Source organism: Variovorax sp. RTB1, assembly GCF_035018765.1.
GTDB lineage: Bacteria > Pseudomonadota > Gammaproteobacteria > Burkholderiales > Burkholderiaceae_C > Variovorax.
This window is the reverse complement of the sequence record NZ_JASJXG010000003.1, coordinates 88,041-109,415: the sequence shown is the minus strand read 5'-3', so window position 1 is coordinate 109,415 and position 21,375 is coordinate 88,041. Positions and strand designations below refer to the sequence as shown.

Here is a 21,375-nt window from a genome sequence, read left to right as displayed (position 1 = left end):
GTGAAAGCGCGTTCCAGTTCGTCCAAGGAGCCAGCCACCGTGAAGAAACCTGTCGTTCAGGCCAAGTCAGCTTCAAAGCCCGCCGCGTCCAAGCCGGCGGTCTCCAAGCCGGCGGCGTCGGCGACTAAAAAAGCTTCGGCAACGGCTCCCGCGCCAGCCAAAAAAAACGCTGTCTCGGACAAGTCCGCGAAATCCACGATCACGACCACCACCGCGGCGGCGTCTTCTCCTTCCAAATCGGTGGGCCGGCCCGCCGACTCATCTTCTCCTTCGATTCCCATGAAAAAAACGGCTGCTGCCTCCCTTCCCACCACGCCGACCCCGGTGATGCCGATCACCACCATCGCCGCCACGCCCGTGCCGGCGCGCGGTGGCCGGGTGTCGCGGTTGTCGCAACTCACGGTGCCTTCGATGCCTCAATCGATCGCCTCGACGGCTGCCAAGTCGAGCTTCTCGCAGATCGTGTCGACGGCCCTGGTGCCGCCGCCGCCGGTCGCGGTCAAGAAAGACCCGAAGTTGCTGAACAACTGGAAGACCAAGACGGCCGAACAGTTGGTCGATGCCGAAGTCATCGCGATGCCCGACGCGGAGTACATGAACGACAAGCAGATGGCGTTTTTTCGCCTGAAGCTGCAGGAACTCAAGCGCGGCATTCTCGAAAACGCGGGTGAAACCACCGAGCATCTGCGCGAAGACACCGTCGTCGTACCCGATCCGGCCGACCGCGCCACCATCGAAGAAGAGCACGCTCTCGAACTGCGCACCCGCGACCGCGAACGCAAGCTGTTGAAGAAAATCGAACAATCGATCCAGCGTATCGACTCCGGCGACTACGGCTACTGCGATGAAACCGGCGAGCCAATCGGTGTCGGCCGGCTGCTGGCCCGCCCGACCGCCACGCTGTCGCTCGAAGCGCAACAGCGCCGCGAACTCAAGCAGAAAATGTTCGGCGACTAAGCCGGCTGACAAAACTCCTTCCCCTTCCCGATTCCCCGTACAAAATCCGCGCGCACCCATGGCCAAGGAAGAACCCGGTCGACTTTTGTCCAAGGTGGCCAAGTTCGTCCGCAATCCGCTGAAGGATTGGTCGGAACTCGACGCGCAGGATTCGGCTGCACCTGACAACGGCTACAGCCGCGAGATGCTGAAGGAGATGATCGAACGGCGGCAGCGCAACGACTTCGTGCGTCGCCGTGAATTCGACATGCTGCGCAAACTGCGGCGCCGCGACGCTGCCGGCGGGCGCGACGACGGCGGCACGCCGTCGCAGTTCAACGTCAGCAGCACCTCCGGTAAGACCGAGGGCCGCGCGCTCACGCTCAAGAAGATCGACGAGATCGAAGAGCAGATGTCGCAGCAATGGTGGAAAAGCCGCGGGCCCGCGGGTGACAGCGCAGCGGCGCTCGCGGTTCCGGGTTCCGGTCCGGAAGTGCCCGCCGACATGGCTGGGGAACATGTGCGTGCGTACGCCGACACAGTTCCCGGTGTCACGCCGCACGAAAGCGCGCAGGGTGATTCGGCTTCGAGGGGCAGGTCGAGCGACGACGACGCGTTACACGCCGGGCGGCAGGTTTATGAAAGTGGCATCGAGGAAGCGGCCATTCGTTTTGCACAAAGCGATGACGCCGGTGCCGAAGCGATCCTGCTGCAGACCTTGGCGCCCGATAGCGCGCAGGCCGAGCACAACGACAGCTGGCTCGCACTGCTCGACCTGTACCGCGCCACCGGCGATTCCGAAAAGTTCGTTGCCGCCAACACGCGCTATGCGCAGCGCCTCAAGCGGCAGGGGCCGGAGTGGGTTTCGCTGCGTTCGCTGGCGCGTGACCTGCAAGTGGCTGCTAGCGTTGCGCAGAATTCCGCCGACGCCGATCGGCCGCTTGGTGTGGCCGACTGGTTCGCTCCGGCGGTGCTGACGCGCCCTTCGCTCGGCGAACTGACGCGTGCACTTGCCGCAGCGAGCGGTCCGAAGTGGACGCTCGACTGGCGTGCCCTTCGCAACATCGACGAGGAAGCAGCTGCACCGTTGAAGGCGCTGCTTGCGCATTGGGCCGATTCCACCGTGCAGATTCAGTTCGTCGGCATGGGCCACTTGACCGCGGTGCTGGAGCAGGCCACGCCGTCGAACGAACGCACTGTCGATGCCATCTGGTGGCAGTTGCGCATGGAAGCGCTGCGCGTGATGCATGCGGCCGACGACTTCGAACTGGTTGCGCTCAACTACTGCATCACCTACGAAGTGTCGCCACCGCCATGGACCGACCCCAAGGGAGAATTCGCGTCAATCGAGGTAGTCATCGAAGCGCCAAAACCACAGAAGCCGGCGGCGTCGACGCTCGCGCTCGCCAGCATGAGCGACGAAGTGCCGGTCGACATCGGCCGGAAGCTGCCCTCGCTCATCGGTGAACTCACGGGTGAGTCGGCGGCGGTCTGGCAACGGCTGGATGCCGAACTGGCCGACGCGGTGGCGCCGACGATTTCGTGCGCGGCGCTGGTTCGCATCGACTTTGCCGCGGCGGGTACGCTTCTGAACTGGGTGACCGCACGCGACGAGCGCGGTCAGCGCGTGCAGTTCGTCGATGCGCACCGGCTCGTCACAGCGTTTTTCGGCGTCATCGGCATCGCTGACCACGCTGCGGTTTCGCCACGCCAGCGCTGATCGGCATTGAGCCCGGTCAGAGTCCGGCGGGACATAACCCCGCTGTGAGAGGGCTTGAAAAATCCCTGCGTCGTCCTATCTTGTTCCGATGGAACAGTTTCACGGCACCACCATCGTCAGCGTGCGCCGCAAGACCCCCGTTGGCGACCAGGTCGCGATCGGTGGTGATGGGCAGGTCACGCTCGGCAATATCGTCATCAAGGGCACGGCGCGCAAGGTGCGGCGGCTCTATCACGGCAAGGTGATTGCTGGGTTCGCCGGCGCCACGGCCGATGCTTTCACGCTCTTCGAGCGCTTCGAGGCCAAGCTCGAAAAGCACCAGGGCAACCTGACACGCGCTGCGGTCGAACTCACCAAGGACTGGCGTACCGACCGCGTGCTGCGCAAGCTCGAAGCCATGCTGGCGGTCGCCGACGCCACCACCTCGCTCATCATCACCGGCAACGGCGACGTGCTCGAACCCGAGAGTGGCGTGATCGCGATCGGTTCCGGCGGCCCCTATGCCCAGTCGGCCGCCAAGGCATTGCTCGACAACACCGATCTCACCGCAGAGCAGATCGTCAAGAAATCGCTGGAGATCGCCGGCGAACTCTGCATTTACACGAACATGAACCATACGATCGAGACGCTCTGAACCGGGCACAGACAGACAAAAGCACGCCATGTCCATGACGCCCCAAGAAATCGTTTCCGAACTCGACAACCACATCGTCGGCCAGCCGCAAGCCAAGCGTGCCGTCGCCATCGCGCTGCGCAATCGCTGGCGCCGGCAGCAGGTCGAGGGCTCGCTGCGCTCTGAAATTACGCCCAAGAACATCCTGATGATCGGCCCGACAGGCGTCGGTAAAACCGAGATCGCGCGCCGGCTCGCACGCCTTGCCGACGCGCCGTTCATCAAGGTCGAAGCCACCAAGTTCACCGAGGTCGGCTATGTAGGCAAAGACGTCGATTCGATCATTCGCGACCTGGCTGAAATTGCCGTGAAGCAGACCCGCGAGAGCGAAAGCGCGAAGGTGCGCACGCGCGCCGAAGACGCAGCCGAAGACCGCATTCTGGACGTGCTGTTGCCGCCCGCGCGCACCGCCGAAGGCGCGGTGCCCGATACCGCCAACACCACGCGCCAGGCCTTTCGCAAGAAGCTGCGCGAGCACGCGCTCGACGACAAGGACATCGAACTGGACTTGGCCGAAACCCGCGCGCCGCTCGAAATCATGGGCCCGGCCGGCATGGAAGAAATGACCGAGCAGCTCAAGGGCATGTTCGGCCAGATGGGCCAGACCAAACGCAAGACGCGCAAGCTGAAGATCGCGGAAGCGATGCGCCTGCTGATCGACGAAGAGGCCGCCAAACTGGTCAACGAAGACGACATTCGGGCGCAGGCGATCACCAACGCCGAGCAGAACGGCATCGTCTTCATCGACGAGATCGACAAGGTGGCCACGCGCAGCGAAGCACAGGGCACCGACGTGTCGCGCCAAGGCGTGCAGCGCGACCTGCTGCCGCTGGTTGAAGGCACTGCGGTGAGCACCAAGTACGGCGTGATTCGCACCGATCACATCCTGTTCATCGCGAGCGGCGCTTTCCATCTGAGCAAGCCGAGCGATCTGATTCCGGAGTTGCAGGGGCGCTTTCCGATCCGCGTCGAACTGCAATCGTTGTCGATCGCCGATTTCGAAAGCATCCTGACGCAGACGCGTGCCTCGCTGGTCAAGCAATACCAGGCGCTGCTGGCGACCGAGGGCGTCACGCTCGAGTTCACGCCGGATGGCATCCAGCGGTTGGCGAGCATCGCCTTCGAAGTCAACGAGCGCACCGAGAACATCGGCGCGCGTCGGTTGTCGACGGTGATGGAGCGTCTGCTCGACGAGGTGAGCTTCGGCGCGACCCAACTCGAAGGCCAGTCGATTCACATCGACGCCGCTTACGTCGACACCCGACTTGCGGCACTAAGTCACGACGAAGACCTTTCGCGGTTCATTCTTTGAAGTAGGGCGCCGCAACGGCGCTTCACGCATCACATGCAGTGCGTGAGCTAAGTGCTTCATTTGCAACGATTTTCATTACTTCGACTGTTCAAAAGTACAGCTAAGTCGTTGATTCCATTACAAAATTCTCCGCAAGGGCCTTCTTGCGCGGGTGTTCCTTCCTGATAAAGTGGCGAAAAGTGCATATAAGTGGGAAAAAGTGTCGCCTGACATCCGTAGTGGATGTCGGTGACGTCTCACAACCAAGGTTTCGTTCTCGTGTTTCAAGGCGCTTCATCGCTCAGTCTGGATGCCAAAGGGAGGCTCGCGGTGCCGACCCGGCATCGTGACGTTCTGAGCGCGACGGCGGCCGGCCACCTCACCATCACCAAGCACCCGCACGGTTGCCTCATGGTGTTTCCCCGCCCGGAGTGGGAAAAATTTCGTGACCGCATCGCGGCGCTGCCGATGTCGGCGCAGTGGTGGAAGCGCGTCTTTCTCGGCAACGCGATGGATGTCGAAATGGACGGCACCGGCCGCGTGCTGGTGTCGCCCGAACTGCGCACCGCCACCGGCATCACGCGCGATGCACTGTTGCTCGGCATGGGCAACCACTTCGAGCTGTGGGACAAGGCGACGTACGACGCCAAGGAAGCCGAGGCCACGCAGGGCGACATGCCCGACGTGTTCCAGGACTTTTCGTTCTGAGGCCGGCAGTGGAGCAGCCATGGACCCACACCACAGTCCTGTTGAAAGAAGCGTCCGATGCGCTTTTTGCCGACACGACATCGCTTGCGCGCGGCACCTACGTCGACGCGACGTTCGGGCGCGGTGGACATGCCCGGGCCATCCTGGCCCGGCTGGCGCCGGAAGGCAGGCTGATCGCATTCGACAAAGATGCGGAAGCGGTGGCCGAAGCAGCGCGCATCACCGATGCGCGTTTTTCTATCCGTCACCAGGGTTTCAAAGACCTGCGCGAGCTGCCTGCGGGCAGTGTCGCAGGCCTGCTGTTGGACCTCGGCGTGAGTTCGCCGCAGATCGACAACCCGGCACGCGGTTTCTCATTTCGGTTCGACGGTCCGCTCGACATGCGTATGGACACCACGCGCGGCGAGAGCGTGTCCGACTGGCTGGCAACGGCCGACACTCAGCAGATTGCAGAGGTGATTCGTGACTATGGCGAAGAACGGTTTGCTGTTCAGATTGCAAAGGCGATTGATGCTCGCCGACAAGAACGGGGCCCAATTTCAACCACCACCGAGCTGGCCGACCTCGTGGCTGGCGCGGTCAAAACCCGCGAGCAGGGCCAGAACCCTGCAACGCGCACATTTCAGGCTCTTCGGATTTTCATCAACGCCGAGCTTGAAGAGCTGCAACAGGCGTTAGAGGCGAGCCTCACCGTGCTGCAACCCCAGGGGCGCCTCGCTGTGATCAGTTTCCATTCGCTGGAAGATCGCATCGTGAAGCAGTTCATCGCTAAACACTCGCGCGAGGTGTACGACCGCCGTGCTCCGTTTGCCGTGCCGCAGCCTATGAAATTGCACGTGCTCGATCGCATCAAGCCGTCCGCGATCGAGGTGGCTGGCAACAAGCGTTCGCGCAGCGCCATCCTCCGCGTGGCCGAACGCACGGCGGTGAACTGACATGGCGCGGCTCAACTTTTTGCTGCTGCTCGCCGTGCTCGCCTCGGCGCTGTACCTGGTGCACACGCAGTACCTGTCGCGCCAGCTCTTCACCGAGTTCGACCGGGTGCAGAACGAAGCGCGTCGCCTCGAGCTCGACAACGAGCGCCTGCAGGTAGAAAAGCGCGCGCAGGCCACGCCGTTGCGCGTCGAAAAGCTGGCCAAGGAGCAGCTGAAGATGCGTACCACCACGCCGGCCATCACGCAGTACGTGCGGCCCGACGGTTCGGTCATTCCTGCTGTGGTGCAAGCGCCGCCGCCGGTGCCGTCGTCCGCATCTTCCGCCAACACCGGCAAGAAGGAGCACTGATGCGCCGCAACAGCCGCAGCGTGCAATACGCATCGAGCCCCTTGCTGGCCAGCAAGACGCCGGTGTGGCGCAGCAAGTTCATCGTGGCCGGCATCGCTTTCGGCTTCGTCGTGCTGGCCGGCCGCGCTGCTTACGTACAGGTGTTCGACAACGCCTTTTTTCAGCGCCAGGGCGAGGTGCGATTCACCCGCACGCTCGAGCTGCCTGCGAGTCGCGGCCGCATCCTCGATCGCAACGGCCTGATCCTGGCATCGAGCGTCGAGGCGCCGAGCATCTGGGCGATTCCGGAAGACATCGAGCGCGACGATCCGGACGTCAAGGCCAAGTTGAAGCTGGCCGCGAAGCTGCTCGAGATGCCGCAGAAGGACTTCGACAAGAAGCTCGAAGACGAAGACAAGCAGTTCGTCTGGATCAAGCGGCAGGTCGACATGCCGATCGCCAAGCAGATCGCTGCGCTCAACATCAAGGGCCTGTACCAGCGCAAGGAATACAAGCGCCAGTACCCCGAAGGCGAAGCCGCCGCGCACGTTGTCGGCTTCACCAATGTCGAGGACAACGGGCAGGAAGGCATCGAGCTCGAGTTCGACAAGCAACTGGCGGGCAAGGCGGGTTCGCGCCGCGTCATCAAGGACCGGCTTGGTCGTATCGTCGAAGGCGTTGGTGAGACCGTGCCACCGCTCGATGGCCGCGACATCCAGCTCAGCGTCGACAGCAAGGTGCAGTTCTTCGCCTACCAGAAGCTGCGCGACGCGGTGATCGCACGCAAGGCGAAGGCCGGCAGCGTCGTGGTGCTCGACTCTGTGACCGGCGAGGTGCTGGCGCTTGCGAATTACCCGAGCTACGTGCCCGACAAGCGCCAAAACCTGACCGGCGAGCAGTTGCGCAACCGCGCCATGACCGACACCTTTGAGCCCGGCTCGACGATGAAGCCGATCACCATCGGCATGGCGCTCGAAGCCGGCCGTGTCACGCCCAAGACCATCATCGAAACCGCGCCGGGCCGGTTCCAGATCGGCGGCTTCACCATCAGCGACACGCACAACTACGGCACGTTGACGGTCGAAGGCGTGATCCAGAAGTCGAGCAACGTGGGCGCGCTGAAGATCGCGCAGAAGATGCAGCCGCATGAAATGTGGGACACGTACACCGCGCTCGGCTACGGCCAGAAGCCGGTGATCCAGTTTCCCGGCGCGGTGACGGGCAGGTTGCGCCCGTGGAAGAGCTGGAAGCCGGTCGAGCAAGCCACCATGGCTTATGGCTACGGCCTGTCGGCATCGCTCTTTCAGATGGCGCACTCGTACACCTCGTTCGCGCACGACGGCATGGTCATCCCGACCACGATGCTGAAGTCCGACCAGCCCGCCGTCGGCGTGCGTGTGTTCTCCGCAGAGAACGCGCGCGCCGTGCGCCGCATGCTGCAGATGGCCGCTGCGCCCGGCGGCACTGGCCCGCTCGCGCAGACGGTCGGCTACTCGGTCGGAGGCAAGTCGGGCACCGCTCACAAGCAGGTCGGCAAGGGCTATGCGAGCAACAAGTACCGCGCATGGTTCACCGGCATGGCACCGATCGAGAAGACTCGGATCATCGTGGGCGTGATGATCGACGAGCCCAGCGACGGCGTGTACTTCGGCGGCTTGGCCGCTGCGCCGGTGTTCAGCGAAGTGGTGCAGCAGACGTTGCGCATGATGAACGTGCCGCCCGATCTCGCAGTCAAGCCGCTGGTCACGACCAATGGCGTGGACGAGAGCTTCTGATGCCGATGACGATGCTCACCAACCCGGCCGAAGCGGCTACATGGCTCAAGTCGCGCGTGCGCGGCGTGCTGCATGCCGACAGCCGGCCGGTCGGCGCGGGCGACGGCTTCATCGCCTGGCCAGGTGCGGCAACCGATGGCCGCAAGCATGTGGCGGCAGCACTGGCGCAGGGCGCTGCGGCCTGCCTGGTCGAGCAGGAGGGCGTCGAGGCTTTCGGATTCGAAGACGATGCCAGTGCCAGTGAAGCCATTGCCAGCTACGCAGGCCTGAAGGCGGCGACCGGCCCGATTGCCGCCGCCTACTACGAGGCGCCATCGCGCGCGCTCGACATCCTGGCAGTGACCGGCACCAACGGCAAGACATCCACCGCGTGGTGGCTGGCGGAGGCGCTGATGCAGGCGCGCAAGGCGCCGTGCGGTGTCGTCGGCACACTCGGCATCGGCGTGCCACCGGATCTGAACTACACCGGCCTGACGACGCCCGACCCTGTCGTGTTGCAGCGTGAACTGCGCGGCTTCGTCGATCGCGGTTTTGGCGCCTGCGCTATCGAGGCGTCGTCTATCGGCATCGCCGAGCGACGTCTGGACGGCACGCGCATCGCCGTCGCCGTGTTCACCAATTTCACGCAGGACCACCTCGACTACCACGGCGACATGGACGCCTACTGGAAGGCCAAGGTCGAGCTATTTCTCTGGCCTGGCCTGCGCGCGGCGGTGGTCAATCTCGACGACGTGCACGGCGCGAGCCTGGTGGGCAATCTCGTCGAGGCCGGTGTCGGTTCGCTCGATGTGTGGACCGTGTCGGCTGCCGGCGCCCCCGCTCGATTGATGGCAAAAGACATCGGCTACGACGCGGCGGGATTGCAGTTTTCTGTGATCGAGCAGGGTGCGCCGAGCCAGCGGCTCGCGACCCAACTGATCGGCCAATACAACGTCGACAACCTGCTCGGCGTACTCGGCACCTTGCGCGCCCTGGGCGTGGGCCTGGCCGATGCTGTCGATGCCTGCCGCCACTTGAGCAGCGTGCCTGGCCGCATGGAGCGCATCAGCGTGCCGGGTCATCCACTCGCGGTGATCGACTACGCGCACACGCCCGACGCGCTCGACAAGGCGCTGGCCGGACTGCAGCCGCTCGCCCAGCAACGTGGCGGCGCGCTGTGGTGCGTGTTCGGCTGCGGGGGCGATCGGGACGCCCTGAAGCGGCCGCTGATGGCCGCCGTGGCCGAGACGCGCGCCGACCGGCTGGTCGTGACCAGCGACAACCCGCGCAGCGAAAAGCCAGGCTCGATCATCAGTCAGATCCTGCTCGGGCTGGCCAATCCTGATGCCGCACAAGTCGAGGTGGACCGTGCCGCTGCCATTGCCGAAACGCTGGCGCAGGCGAAGCCCGAAGACGTCGTGCTGATTGCCGGTCGCGGCCACGAAGCCTGGCAGGAGATCGCTGGCGAACGCATCGCGTTTTCGGATCGCACGCATGCGGTCGACGCGCTCACGCGACGAGGTGCCGCATGAGCGCCGCGCCGATGCACTCGCCGATGATGACGTTGGGTCAGGTTCAGCAATGGCTGCCTGGGTCGAAGCTGATCGGTGACGCCGCCACGCCGATTCAGCGTGTGCACACCGACACCCGCACGCTGGGTGTCGGCGACTTGTTCGTCGCACTCAAGGGCGAGCGCTTCGACGCCAATGACTTCCTGGCCGATGCCAAGGCAGCCGGCGCGGTCGCAGCCATCGCGCACGGTGGGCTAGAAGCCGCAGGCCTCTCGGGATTCGAAGTGCCCGACTCGCTCGCCGCACTCGGCGAGCTTGCCTCCGGCTGGCGCTCGCAGTTCGAGCTGCCGCTGGTAGCGGTGACCGGTAGCAACGGCAAGACCACCGTCACCCAGATGATCGCGGCGATCCTGTTCGCGGCCTGCGACGATCGTGCGCTGGCCACCGCTGGCAACTTCAATAACGAGATCGGCGTGCCGCTCACGCTGCTGCGCTTGCGTGGTTGCCACACGCGTGCGGTCGTCGAACTCGGCATGAACCATCCGGGCGAGATCGCGCGCCTTGCCGCGATGGCGCGTCCGACCATCGCACTGGTCAACAACGCCCAGCGCGAGCACCAGGAATTCATGGCGACGGTGGAAGCCGTGGCGCAAGAAAACGGTGCCGTATTGACCGCGCTGCCGGCCAACGGTACGGCCGTGTTTCCGTTTGGCGATGTCTTCACCGCGCTCTGGAGCGACCTGGCGCGAGCGGGTGCTTCGCGCCGCTGCCTGACATTTGGCGAGCACGAGGGTGCCGACATCGCGCTGCTTGCCGCCGACTGGCAAGACGGTGCCTGGCGCCTCGCGGCGCGCACGCCGATCGGGTCGCTGCAATGCACGCTGCGCATCGCCGGTCGGCACAACGTCATCAATGCCCTGGCGGCTATCGCCTGTTCGCTGGCGAGTGGCGTTTCGCTCGAAAAGATCGTCGAAGGGCTCGATGCGTTCGAGCCAGTGAAGGGGCGTTCGCGTGCCAGCGCGCTGCGGCTCGCGAATCAACAGGTGATCACGCTGATCGACGACACCTACAACGCCAACCCCGACTCCGTGCGCGCAGCTATCGAGGTGCTCTCGGCATTGCCAGGGCCGCGCCTTCTGGTGATGGGCGACATGGGCGAAGTCGGCAATCAGGGTGCGGGCTTTCATGCCGAGGTCGGCGCCTGGGCGCGCCAGCGCGGCATCGAAACATTCTTTGCACTCGGGCAGGACTCGCGGCACAGCATCGACGCCTTCGATGCGCGGACCGACGTCACGCGCCGCTTGGTCGGCGAGCATTTCAGCGACATCGCAGCGCTCAACACCGCAGTGCTCGCCGCGCTGCCGAACGTGGCCAGCGTACTCGTCAAGGGCTCGCGCTTCATGCGCATGGAGCGCGTAGTGCAGGCCATAGAGGCAACGACCAAAACAACGAGCAACAACGAGGAGGCCGGACATGACGCATGAACCGCGCACGCACGCACCATGCTGATGAGCCTGGCCCAATGGCTGCAAACGCTGTCGCCCGAGTTCGGGTTTTTGCGCGTGTTCCAGTACCTGACGTTTCGGGCGCTAATGGCCGCGACCACTGCGTTGCTGATCGGCCTGGCGGTGGGCCCGTATGCCATTCGGCGCCTGACCGCACTCAAGATCGGGCAGCCGATTCGCGGCTACGGCATGGACTCGCATTTGACCAAGAGCGGCACGCCGACGATGGGCGGGGTGCTGGTTCTTTTCTCGATCGCCTTCGCGACGCTGCTGTGGTTCGACCTGTCGAACCGATTCGTCTGGATCGTGCTCTGGGTAACGCTGGGTTTCGGCGCCATCGGCTGGGTCGACGACTGGCGCAAGGTGGTGCGCAAAGACCCCGAAGGCATGCGCTCGCGCGAGAAGTATTTCTGGCAGTCGGTGGTCGGTCTGGTGGCCGGCTTCTATCTGCTCTTCAGCATTTCGGAAAGCTCCAATTGGCGCGTGGTCGAGTTGTTCTACGCCTGGGTGCGCTCGGGGTTCGACTTGAGCTTTCCGCCCAAGATCAATCTGCTGGTGCCGTTCTTCAAAGAGGTGAGCTACCCACTCGGCGGCATCGGCTTCGTCATCCTCACCTACCTCGTGATCGTGGGCTCCAGCAACGCGGTCAACCTGACCGACGGGCTCGACGGGCTGGCGATCATGCCGGTCGTCATGGTGGGCTCGGCGCTCGGCGTGTTCGCGTACGTCACGGGCAGCTCGGTGTACTCGCGCTACCTGCTGTTTCCGCACATCCCGGGCTCGGGCGAATTGCTGGTGTTCTGCTCGGCGATGGCCGGCGCGGGGCTCGCTTTCCTGTGGTTCAACACACACCCCGCGCAGGTCTTCATGGGCGACGTCGGCGCACTGGCTTTGGGCGGCGCGCTCGGCACCATCGCGGTCATCGTGCGGCAGGAAATCGTCTTCTTCGTGATGGGCGGCATCTTCGTGGTCGAAGCGCTCTCGGTCATGGCGCAGGTCACGTACTTCAAGTACACCAAGAAGCGCTATGGCGCCGGGCGGCGCGTGCTCAAGATGGCGCCGCTGCACCACCACTTCGAGAAAAGCGGCTGGAAAGAGACGCAGGTCGTCGTGCGTTTCTGGATCATCACGATGCTGCTGTGCCTCGTCGGCCTGTCGACACTGAAGTTGCGCTAGACAAGAACCGATGAAGCACCTTCAAGATCTTCACGTGCTCGTTCTGGGCCTCGGTGCGTCGGGCCTGGCGATAGCGCGCTGGTGCGCGCGCCACGGCGCGCATGTGACCGTCGCCGACACGCGTGAAGCGCCGCCGCAACTTGCGACGCTGCAGCAAGATGTGCCTGGCGCGACCTTCGTCGGCGGCGCGTTCACTGCAGCGCTGGTGGAGGGCACGCCGGTGCGTGCGGTGTATCGCTCGCCGGGGCTGTCGCCGGAAGCGATCGCGCCGGTCGCCGATGCGGCGCGCGCGATAGGCCTGCCGGTCGCCGGTGAACTCGACCTGTTCGCGCAGGCGCTCGCCGATCTGCGCATCGCGCCGGACGTGCCTGAAGTGCCTGAAGTGCCTGTCGAGGAAGCCGTCGCGGAGCCGACGCCGGTCGAACCGGAAGCCGAAGCCGGCGAACAGACGGACGACGACGTAGAGGCCGATCTCGAAGTTGCCGTCGCGTTGGCCGAAGACGATGAAGAAGCTGCCGTAGCGCCGTTGCCCGTCATCGTTCCGCCTGAAGCGCTCAAAGGCTACACACCCGCCGTTCTTGCTGTCACCGGCACCAACGGCAAGACGACCGTCACTGCGCTCACAGGTCAACTGGTCGAGCGCGCCGGCAAGACGGTCGCGGTTGCCGGCAACATCGGCCCGACACTGCTCGACACGCTGGCTGCGCACATGGATGCCGACACGCTGCCGCAGGTGTGGGTGCTCGAACTTTCCAGTTTCCAGCTCGACGGCGTGCAGGGCTTCGAGCCAACGGCTGCCGTCGTGCTTAACGTCACGCAAGACCACCTCGACTGGCACGGCGACATGGTGGCCTATGCGGCTGCCAAGGCGCGCGTTTTCGGCGCACGTGGCCCGATGATCCTGAATCGCGACGACGCCACGGTGATGGCGATGTTGCCGCCGCCCGTTCGGGCCAAGCTGCAGCGCCCGCAGGTGCGCGCGCATGTGACCTTCGGCGGCACCATGCCACTGCGTCCGGGCGACTACGGCATCGAGCAGATCAACGGCATGGGTTGGCTGGTGCGTGCACTCGAAGCCGACGAAACGCAAAAGCGCAAACGTGGTGCGGCGGTCGAAGAAGAGATCTTCATGCAGCGCCTGATGCCGGCCAACGCGCTGCGCATTCGCGGCCAGCACAACGCGCTCAACGCGCTCGCCGCACTGGCGCTCGCCACCGCGGCCGGCTGCCAGCTTGCGCCGATGCTCTACGGCCTGCGCGAGTACCGCGGCGAGCCGCACCGCGTCGAGTCGATCGCCACCGTGGACGAAGTCGAGTACTTCGACGACAGCAAGGGCACCAATGTCGGTGCGACCGTGGCCGCGCTCAATGGCCTGGGTGCCGAACGCAAGCTGGTCGTGATCCTCGGGGGCGAGGGCAAGGGGCAGGACTTTTCGCCGCTCGCCGAACCCGTGCGTAACTTCGCGCGTGCCGTGGTGCTGATCGGGCACGACGCGCCACTCATCACCGAGGCACTCGCGTCTACCAACGTGCCCTTGGTCCAGGCCGCATCGATGGACGAAGCTGTGCTGCTCGCAGCCCGTAGCGCGCGGCCGAGCGATGCGGTGCTGCTGTCGCCGGCGTGCGCCAGCTTCGACATGTTCCGCGACTACGGCCACCGTGCGGCGGTGTTCCGCGACGCGGTGCAGGCGCTGGCCGATATGCCGCGCGAAACTTCGGGAGCGCCGGCATGAACACCAGTTCCGCGACGTTGCACACTTCCGATGCCGCACCGGGCCGTTTCGGCGGCTGGTTCGGCCGCGCCAAACGCAGCATCGATGCGTTGCCGATCCATCTGCCGGTGCATCTCGGCAGCGCCGGCACCACGCAAACCAAAGCCGCGCCGATGCGCGTGCTCGGCTTCGACCAAGCGCTGGTCTGGGTCACGATTGCCCTGCTCGCATGGGGCATGGTGATGGTCTATTCGGCGTCCATCGCGCTGCCCGACAACCCGCGCTTCATCCGCCAGGGTTACGGCCCCTACTTCTTTTTGACGCGCCACATCGCCTCGCTGATCGTCGCCTTCATCGCCGCATTGCTGACCTTCCAGATACCGATGAAGACCTGGGAGCGCGTTGCGCCCTGGCTGTTCGTCGTCTCGCTGCTGCTGCTGGTGGCGGTACTCATTCCGCACGTCGGCATCAGCGTCAACGGCGCGCGCCGCTGGTTGCCGCTGGGCTTCATGCGCTTCCAGCCGTCGGAGCTCGCCAAAGTCGCGATGGTCTTGTATGCCGCCAGCTACATGGTGCGCAAGATGGAGATCAAGGAGCGCTTCTTTCGCGCCGTGTTGCCGATGGGCGTTGCAGTCGTGGTGGTCGGCATGCTGCTGCTGGCCGAGCCCGACATGGGCGCCTTCATGGTGATCGCCGTCATCGCGATGGGCATCCTGTTTCTGGGTGGCGTCAACGCACGCATGTTCTTCGTGATCGCCATGCTGGTGGTGGTGGCCTTTGCCTCGATCGTGGCGTCGAGTTCATGGCGCCGCGAGCGCATCTTCGCGTACCTCGATCCGTGGAGCGAGCACAACGCGCTCGGCAAGGGCTACCAGCTGTCGCATTCGCTGATCGCTATCGGCCGCGGCGAGATCTGGGGCGTCGGTCTGGGCGGCAGCGTCGAAAAACTGCACTGGTTGCCGGAAGCGCACACCGACTTCTTGCTGGCTGTCATCGGCGAAGAGTTCGGCCTGGTCGGCGTGCTGCTCGCCATCGGCCTTTTCTTGTGGCTGACGCGCCGGGTCATGCACATCGGCCGCCAGGCCATCGCGCTCGACCGCGTGTTCTCCGGCCTGGTCGCACAGGGCATCGGTATCTGGATCGGCTTTCAGACTTTCATCAATATGGGAGTGAACCTGGGCGCATTGCCTACCAAGGGCCTCACGCTGCCGTTGATGAGCTTCGGTGGTTCGGCCATTCTGTTCAACCTGATCGCGCTGGCTGTGGTGCTGCGCATCGACTACGAGAACCGCGTGCTGATGCGCGGCGGTCGCGTATGAGCGCAGTCATCCATCGCACCGCGCTGGTGATGGCCGGCGGCACCGGAGGACACATCTTTCCGGGACTGGCCGTGGCCGAAGCCTTGCGCACGCGCGGCTGGAACGTGCATTGGCTCGGCGCGCCGGGCAGCATGGAAGAAAAGCTCGTGCCACCGCGCGGCTTCGTTTTCGAGCCGGTGCAGTTTGGCGGTGTCCGCGGCAAAGGTCCGCTCACCTTGCTGCTGTTACCCATGCGCCTGTTGCGCGCCTTGCTGCAAAGTATCGCGGTGCTACGCCGCGTGCGGCCCGACGTGGTGGTCGGCCTCGGTGGCTACATTACTTTCCCGGGCGGCCTGATGAGCGTGCTGCTCGGCAAGCCGCTGGTGCTGCACGAACAGAACTCGGTGGCTGGCCTCGTCAACAAGGTGCTGGCGAGCGTTGCCAACCGCGTTTTCACCGCGTTCCCCAATGTGTTGAAGAACGCGACGTGGATCGGCAATCCGCTGCGCGAGGCCTTCGTGCGGCAACCGGCGCCGGCCCTGCGTTTTGCCGGCCGCAGCGGGCCGCTCAAGCTGCTGGTGGTCGGCGGCAGCTTGGGCGCCAAGGCGCTCAACACCATCGTGCCGAAAGCGCTCGCAATGATCGCGCCGGCCGTTCGGCCGACTGTCGTACATCAGAGCGGCGCCAAACAGATAGACGAGCTGCGTGCCAACTACGCGGCCGCCGGCGTGCAGGGCGAACTCACACCCTTCATCGAAGACACCGCTCGTGCCTATGCCGACGCCGACCTCATCGTCGCGCGAGCCGGTGCCAGCACCGTGACTGAAATCGCGGCCGTCGGCGCAGCAGCGCTGTTCGTGCCATTTCCTTCGGCGGTGGACGACCACCAGACCACCAACGCGCACTTTCTAGTCGACGCGGGCGGCGGATGGATCGTTCAACAATCTGAACTGACCCCTGAATTGCTGGCCGACTTGCTACAAAAAACCGAACGCGCCACGCTGCTGGACAAAGCTTCCAGGGCGAAGACGATGCAGAAGACCGAGGCTGTCGAAGCAGTCGTGCGCGCCTGTGAAGAACTCGCCGCGAAGCGGGCGGAGAAGAAGTCGTTGAAGAAGGAGGCTCGCCCATGAAGCACGCCATTCGTCACATCCATTTCGTCGGCGTCGGCGGTGTCGGCATGAGCGGCATCGCAGAGATATTGCTGAACCTCGGCTACCGCATTTCGGGCTCCGACCTGTCCGACAGCGCCACGCTCAAGCGGCTGGCGAGCCTCGGCATCACGACCTTCGTCGGGCACGACGCGTCGAACATCGCCGGCGCCGATGCGGTGGTCACCTCGACCGCCGTGCAGGCCGACAACGCCGAAGTGCTGGCCGCGCGCGAGAAGCGCATTCCCATCGTGCCGCGTGCTTTGATGCTGGCCGAACTGATGCGCCTGAAGCAGGGCATCGCCATCGCCGGCACGCATGGAAAGACGACAACGACGAGCCTGGTCGCGAGCGTGCTCGCCGCCGCGGGGCTCGACCCGACCTTCGTCATCGGCGGTCGCTTGAACAGCGCGGGCGCCAACGCCAAGCTCGGCAGCGGCGACTACATCGTGGTCGAGGCAGACGAGTCGGACGCTTCGTTTTTAAACTTGCTGCCGATCATGGCGGTGGTCACGAACATCGACGCCGACCACATGGAGACCTACGGGCACGATTTCGCGAAGCTGAAAAAAGCCTTTGTCGACTTCCTGCACAAGATGCCGTTCTACGGCGTTGCCATCCTTTGCACCGACGACGAGGCGGTGCGCACCATCGTGACCGAGGTGTCGTGCCCGGTGACCAGCTACGGCTTCAACGAAGACGCGCAAGTGCGCGGTGTGAACGTGCGTGCCGTCGGCGGCCAGATGCACTTCACCGCGCAGCGCCGCAACGGCATCACGCTGCCGGACCTGGACATCGTGCTGAACCTGCCGGGTGAGCACAACGTGCTGAACGCGTTGTCTGTCATCGCGGTCGCGGTCGAGCTCAACGTGCCAGACGAAGCGGTGCAGCGCGGCCTGGCCGACTTCAAGGGCGTGGGCCGCCGCTTCCAGAGCTACGGCGATGTGCCGGTGCAGGCCGTGCAAGGCACGCACGCCACCGGCAGCTTCACCGTCATCGACGACTACGGGCACCACCCGGTCGAGATGGCCGCGACCATCGCCGCGGCGCGCGGTGCCTTCCCCGGCCGCCGCTTGATGCTGGCGTTTCAGCCGCATCGCTACACCCGCACGCGCGATTGCTTCGAAGACTTCGTCAAGGTCATCGGACAAGCCGATGCGGTGCTGCTGGGCGAGGTCTATGCCGCGGGCGAGCAGCCGATCGTCGCCGCAGACGGCCGCTCGATGGCGCGCGCACTGCGCGTCGCCGGCAAGGTCGAGCCGGTGTTCGTCGACGACATCCTCGCGATGCCGCGAGCCATTCTGGACAATGCGCGCGAAGGCGATGTCGTGATCTGCATGGGAGCCGGATCGATCGGTGCGGTGCCGGGCAAGGTTGTCGAACTCGGCGGTGGCGCAGCGGGTGCCGTGCCGGCCAAAGACGAGCGCTTCACGCGCGAAGGACGGGCGCTATGAACCTCTTTCACGAACCGGCTGCTTTCGGCAAGGTCGCCGTGCTCTTCGGCGGTACCTCGGCCGAGCGCGAAATCTCGAACTTGTCGGGCGCCGGCGTGCTGCAGGCGCTGCAATCGCGCGGGGTCGATGCGCACGCGTTCGATCCGTCGGTGCGTGAGCTGGTCGCGCTCAAGCACGAAGGCTTCACGCGCTGCTTCATCGCGCTGCACGGTCGCCATGGAGAAGATGGCACGGTGCAGGGCGCGCTGGAACTGCTCGGCATTCCGTACACGGGCTCGGGCGTGATGGCTTCGAGCGTGGCGATGGACAAGGTCATGACCAAGCGCATCTGGCAAGCAGATGGCCTGCCGACGCCCAAGTACGTGCGCCTGGCGTTCGATCAGCAAAGCCGCGAGCAGATTCTCGCCGTGCCCGATGTGTTGGGCCTGCCGCTCATCGTCAAGCCGCCACGCGAAGGCTCGTCCATCGGCGTGACCAAGGTCAGGGGTTATTCGGAAATGCAGGACGCGGTGTCGTTGTCCGCGAAGTACGACACCGATGTGCTGTGCGAGGAATTCATCGAAGGCGAGGAAGTGACCTGCGCCTTGCTCGGCCACGGCCTCGATGCGGAAGCGTTGCCGGTGGTGCGCATCGCCGCACCCGAAGGCGCCTACGACTACCAGAACAAGTACTTCACCGACGACGTCAAGTACCACTGCCCGAGCGGCCTGCCCGAAGCCGAAGAGCGCCACGTTCAGCAGATCGCGCTGGCGGCTTACCGCACGCTCGGGTGCCGCGGCTGGGGCCGTGCCGACGTGATGATCCGCGCCAGCGACCGCAAGGCGTTTCTGCTCGAGATGAATACGTCTCCCGGCATGACCACGCATTCGCTGGTGCCGATGTCGGCGCGCGCCGCAGGCATCGACTACCCCGACTTGTGCCTGCGCATCCTGGCGTCGGCTTCGCTCGATTCGAAGGGAGTGCATTGATGGCAGATGCGCTTCCCGTGCCGTTCGACGTCAAGATCATGAACATCACCGCGACGCTCATGTTCGCGCTGGTGGCCGTCATGTTGCTGGCGGCGGGCGCGTGGTGGGTGCTGCGTCAGCCGTTCTTCCCGATCGCGGCGATCAAGGTCGACGGCGAGGTGACGCACAACAACGCCATCACGCTGCGCGCCAATGTCGCGCCGCAACTGGCGGGCAACTTCTTCACCGTCGATCTGGCCAAGGCCCGGACGGCATTCGAGTCGGTGCCATGGGTCCGCAAGGCAGTGGTGCGGCGCGAGTTCCCCGACAAGCTGCGTGCCACGTTGACCGAACAAGTGCCGGTCGCGCACTGGGGCGAAGAAGCCGATTCGAAACTGGTCAACGGCTTCGGCGAGGTGTTCGAAGCCAACGTCGCCGAGGTCGACGATTCTCTGCCGCGTCTGCAAGGGCCCGGCGACAAGGCCGGCCCTGTCCTCGGCATGTACCGCGTACTCGAGCCGCTGTTCGCGCCCTACGACCTGGTCATCGACGAGCTCGCGCTGTCGAGCCGTGGCAGCTGGGAAGCCACGCTCGACACCGGCGCCGTGATCGAACTCGGCCGCGGCCAGAGCGAGGAAGTGGCGGCACGGACCCAGCGCTTCTTGAAGACCGTGACGCAGGTCGCGGGCCAGTACGGCCGCTCGCTCTCTTCTGTCGAGAGTGCCGACCTGCGACACAACGATGCTTACGCGCTGCGCTTGCGCGGCGTCACCACGGGCGCGCCCGAACCGAAGCCTGCTGCAGCGGCCAAGCCAACGGCCAAACCTGCAGCCAAGCCTTCGGTCAAGCCGGCCCCCAAGAAGAATTAAAGAACACCGAGGACATCTTCCATGCCCAAAGAATACAAAGACCTCGTCGTCGGACTCGACATCGGCACTGCCAAGGTGATGGTGGTGGTGGCCGAAGTGCTGCCGGGGGGCGAACTCAAGCTGGCCGGGCTCGGCGTCGCGCCCAGCAATGGCCTGAAGCGCGGCGTGGTCGTCAACATCGACGCCACGGTGCAGAGCATCCAGCAGGCGCTGAAAGAGGCCGAGCTGATGGCCGACTGCAAGATCACCCGGGTCTATACCGGCATCACCGGCAGTCACATCCGCGGCATCAACTCCAGCGGCATGGTGGCGGTCAAGGACAAGGAAGTAACGCCCGCCGATGTGGCCCGCGTGGTCGAGACGGCGCGCGCCATCAACATCTCGAGCGACCAGCGTTTGCTTCTGGTCGAGCCGCAGGAATTCGTGATCGACGGCCAGGATGTGAAGGAACCGATCGGCATGAGCGGCATGCGGCTCGAAGCCAAGGTGCACATCGTGACCGGTGCCCAGAGTGCGGCCGAGAACATCATCAAGTGCGTGCGCCGCTGTGGCCTGGAAGTCGACCAGCTCATGCTGAATCCACTGGCGTCAAGCCAGGCGGTGCTGACCGAAGACGAGCGCGAACTGGGCGTGTGCCTGATCGACATCGGCGCCGGGACGACCGACGTCGCGATCTTCACCAACGGCGCGATCCGTCACACCGCGGTGATCCCGATCGCCGGTGACCTGATCACCAGCGACATCGCGATGGCGCTACGTACCCCGACGAAGGACGCGGAGGACATCAAGGTCGAGAACGGCTACGCCAAGCAACTGCTGGCCGACCCGGATACGCAAGTCGAGGTACCCGGCCTGGGCGACCGCGGCCCGCGCATGTTGAGCAAGCAGGCGCTGGCCGGCGTGATCGAGCCGCGCATCGAAGAGATCTTTCAGCTGGTGCAGCAGGTGATCCGTGAATCCGGCTACGAAGAAGTGCTGTCGTCGGGCATCGTGCTCACGGGCGGCAGCGCGGTCATGCCCGGCATGGTCGAACTCGGCGAAGACATCTTTTTGAAGCCAGTCCGGCGCGGCATTCCGAAGTACTCGAGTGCGCTGTCCGACATGGTCGCTCAGCCGCGCGCCGCAACCGTCATGGGCCTGCTCGAAGAAGCCCGATTCGCACGCATGCGGGGCTTCAAGGTGGCGCAAAAGAACGGTTCGGTAAAAACTGCTTTCGGGCGTTTCAAAGACTTCATCGTGGGGAACTTCTGACCATGAAGATCCACACACTCTGGCTGGCACGGGCCGGGCCTCCACGTCATTTCAACGAGCGATGGCGACGCACCGGGCCGCCATCCTGACGTCATCCGGTGACTCGCTAGATCTCAAAAGAATTCATCCCCTAAACAAACGGCAACTGCAAATTCAC

Annotated in this window: 19 protein-coding genes; 18 read left to right on the top strand and 1 reads right to left on the bottom strand. The window is 64.7% G+C overall.

What is annotated here, in order from left to right; all coding sequences use genetic code 11:
* Nucleotides 1–56 precede the first annotated feature (56 nt).
* Entirely contained in the window at nucleotides 57–338 is a 282-nt protein-coding gene (locus tag QN397_RS03115) for a hypothetical protein (protein ID WP_323500051.1), read from the bottom strand.
* Between QN397_RS03115 and dksA the strand changes: the two genes are divergently transcribed.
* The 18 genes from dksA to ftsA all read left to right on the top strand — a co-directional run bounded on the left by dksA (nucleotide 328) and on the right by ftsA (nucleotide 21,218).
* The gene (gene dksA / locus QN397_RS03110; RefSeq protein WP_187054341.1) at nucleotides 328–957 is read left to right on the top strand and encodes an RNA polymerase-binding protein DksA; all 630 of its coding nucleotides are present in this window, start codon (nucleotides 328–330) and stop codon (nucleotides 955–957) included. The two genes, QN397_RS03115 and dksA, sit on opposite strands and share 11 nt — an antisense overlap.
* A 58-nt stretch (nucleotides 958–1,015) precedes the next feature.
* The gene (locus QN397_RS03105; protein WP_323500050.1) at nucleotides 1,016–2,656 is read left to right on the top strand and encodes an STAS domain-containing protein; all 1,641 of its coding nucleotides are present in this window, start codon (nucleotides 1,016–1,018) and stop codon (nucleotides 2,654–2,656) included.
* Nucleotides 2,657–2,744: 88 nt separating this feature from the next.
* The gene (hslV, locus tag QN397_RS03100) at nucleotides 2,745–3,290 is read left to right on the top strand and encodes an ATP-dependent protease subunit HslV (protein WP_323494873.1); all 546 of its coding nucleotides are present in this window, start codon (nucleotides 2,745–2,747) and stop codon (nucleotides 3,288–3,290) included.
* Between the two features lie 28 nt (nucleotides 3,291–3,318).
* On the top strand, nucleotides 3,319–4,641 hold the full coding sequence (gene hslU / locus QN397_RS03095) for an ATP-dependent protease ATPase subunit HslU (RefSeq protein ID WP_323494872.1): 1,323 nt from the start codon (nucleotides 3,319–3,321) through the stop codon (nucleotides 4,639–4,641).
* 258 nt (nucleotides 4,642–4,899) lie between these two features.
* Nucleotides 4,900–5,328 carry a division/cell wall cluster transcriptional repressor MraZ gene (mraZ, locus tag QN397_RS03090; RefSeq protein WP_187054345.1) on the top strand — a complete coding sequence of 143 codons (429 nt, stop codon included), beginning with the start codon at nucleotides 4,900–4,902 and terminating at the stop codon, nucleotides 5,326–5,328.
* Between the two features lie 8 nt (nucleotides 5,329–5,336).
* Complete coding sequence (rsmH, locus tag QN397_RS03085; protein WP_323500049.1) at nucleotides 5,337–6,263, top strand: 16S rRNA (cytosine(1402)-N(4))-methyltransferase RsmH; 927 nt, start codon at nucleotides 5,337–5,339, stop codon at nucleotides 6,261–6,263.
* 1 nt (nucleotide 6,264) lies between these two features.
* Nucleotides 6,265–6,612 carry a cell division protein FtsL gene (gene ftsL, locus QN397_RS03080; protein ID WP_323500048.1) on the top strand — a complete coding sequence of 116 codons (348 nt, stop codon included), beginning with the start codon at nucleotides 6,265–6,267 and terminating at the stop codon, nucleotides 6,610–6,612.
* On the top strand, nucleotides 6,612–8,366 hold the full coding sequence (locus QN397_RS03075) for a penicillin-binding protein 2 (RefSeq protein ID WP_323494869.1): 1,755 nt from the start codon (nucleotides 6,612–6,614) through the stop codon (nucleotides 8,364–8,366). Before ftsL ends, QN397_RS03075 begins: the two co-directional genes overlap by 1 nt.
* A 5-nt stretch (nucleotides 8,367–8,371) precedes the next feature.
* Nucleotides 8,372–9,877, top strand: coding sequence for a UDP-N-acetylmuramoyl-L-alanyl-D-glutamate--2,6-diaminopimelate ligase (locus QN397_RS03070; protein WP_323500153.1), 1,506 nt, complete (start codon nucleotides 8,372–8,374; stop codon nucleotides 9,875–9,877).
* Nucleotides 9,874–11,340, top strand: a complete 1,467-nt coding sequence (locus QN397_RS03065; protein WP_323500047.1) for a UDP-N-acetylmuramoyl-tripeptide--D-alanyl-D-alanine ligase — start codon at nucleotides 9,874–9,876, stop codon at nucleotides 11,338–11,340. Before QN397_RS03070 ends, QN397_RS03065 begins: the two co-directional genes overlap by 4 nt.
* 18 nt (nucleotides 11,341–11,358) lie before the next feature.
* Complete coding sequence (mraY, locus tag QN397_RS03060; RefSeq protein WP_323494867.1) at nucleotides 11,359–12,537, top strand: phospho-N-acetylmuramoyl-pentapeptide-transferase; 1,179 nt, start codon at nucleotides 11,359–11,361, stop codon at nucleotides 12,535–12,537.
* 10 nt (nucleotides 12,538–12,547) lie between these two features.
* Nucleotides 12,548–14,269, top strand: coding sequence for a UDP-N-acetylmuramoyl-L-alanine--D-glutamate ligase (gene murD / locus QN397_RS03055; protein WP_323500046.1), 1,722 nt, complete (start codon nucleotides 12,548–12,550; stop codon nucleotides 14,267–14,269).
* Nucleotides 14,266–15,567 (top strand): putative lipid II flippase FtsW, encoded by a 1,302-nt coding sequence (ftsW, locus tag QN397_RS03050; RefSeq protein WP_323500045.1) that lies wholly within the window; start codon nucleotides 14,266–14,268, stop codon nucleotides 15,565–15,567. The genes murD and ftsW overlap by 4 nt, the downstream gene beginning before the upstream one ends.
* The gene (gene murG, locus QN397_RS03045; protein ID WP_323500044.1) at nucleotides 15,564–16,679 is read left to right on the top strand and encodes an undecaprenyldiphospho-muramoylpentapeptide beta-N-acetylglucosaminyltransferase; all 1,116 of its coding nucleotides are present in this window, start codon (nucleotides 15,564–15,566) and stop codon (nucleotides 16,677–16,679) included. Before ftsW ends, murG begins: the two co-directional genes overlap by 4 nt.
* The gene (gene murC / locus QN397_RS03040) at nucleotides 16,676–18,151 is read left to right on the top strand and encodes a UDP-N-acetylmuramate--L-alanine ligase (protein WP_187054353.1); all 1,476 of its coding nucleotides are present in this window, start codon (nucleotides 16,676–16,678) and stop codon (nucleotides 18,149–18,151) included. Before murG ends, murC begins: the two co-directional genes overlap by 4 nt.
* Nucleotides 18,148–19,119: a D-alanine--D-alanine ligase gene (locus QN397_RS03035; RefSeq protein WP_323494863.1), complete on the top strand. Its 972-nt coding sequence runs from the start codon at nucleotides 18,148–18,150 to the stop codon at nucleotides 19,117–19,119. Before murC ends, QN397_RS03035 begins: the two co-directional genes overlap by 4 nt.
* A complete protein-coding gene (locus tag QN397_RS03030; protein WP_187054355.1) occupies nucleotides 19,119–19,967 on the top strand; it encodes a cell division protein FtsQ/DivIB in 849 nt (282 codons plus the stop codon). Before QN397_RS03035 ends, QN397_RS03030 begins: the two co-directional genes overlap by 1 nt.
* A 21-nt stretch (nucleotides 19,968–19,988) precedes the next feature.
* Nucleotides 19,989–21,218, top strand: a complete 1,230-nt coding sequence (ftsA, locus tag QN397_RS03025) for a cell division protein FtsA (RefSeq protein WP_323500043.1) — start codon at nucleotides 19,989–19,991, stop codon at nucleotides 21,216–21,218.
* Nucleotides 21,219–21,375: the final 157 nt, after the last annotated feature.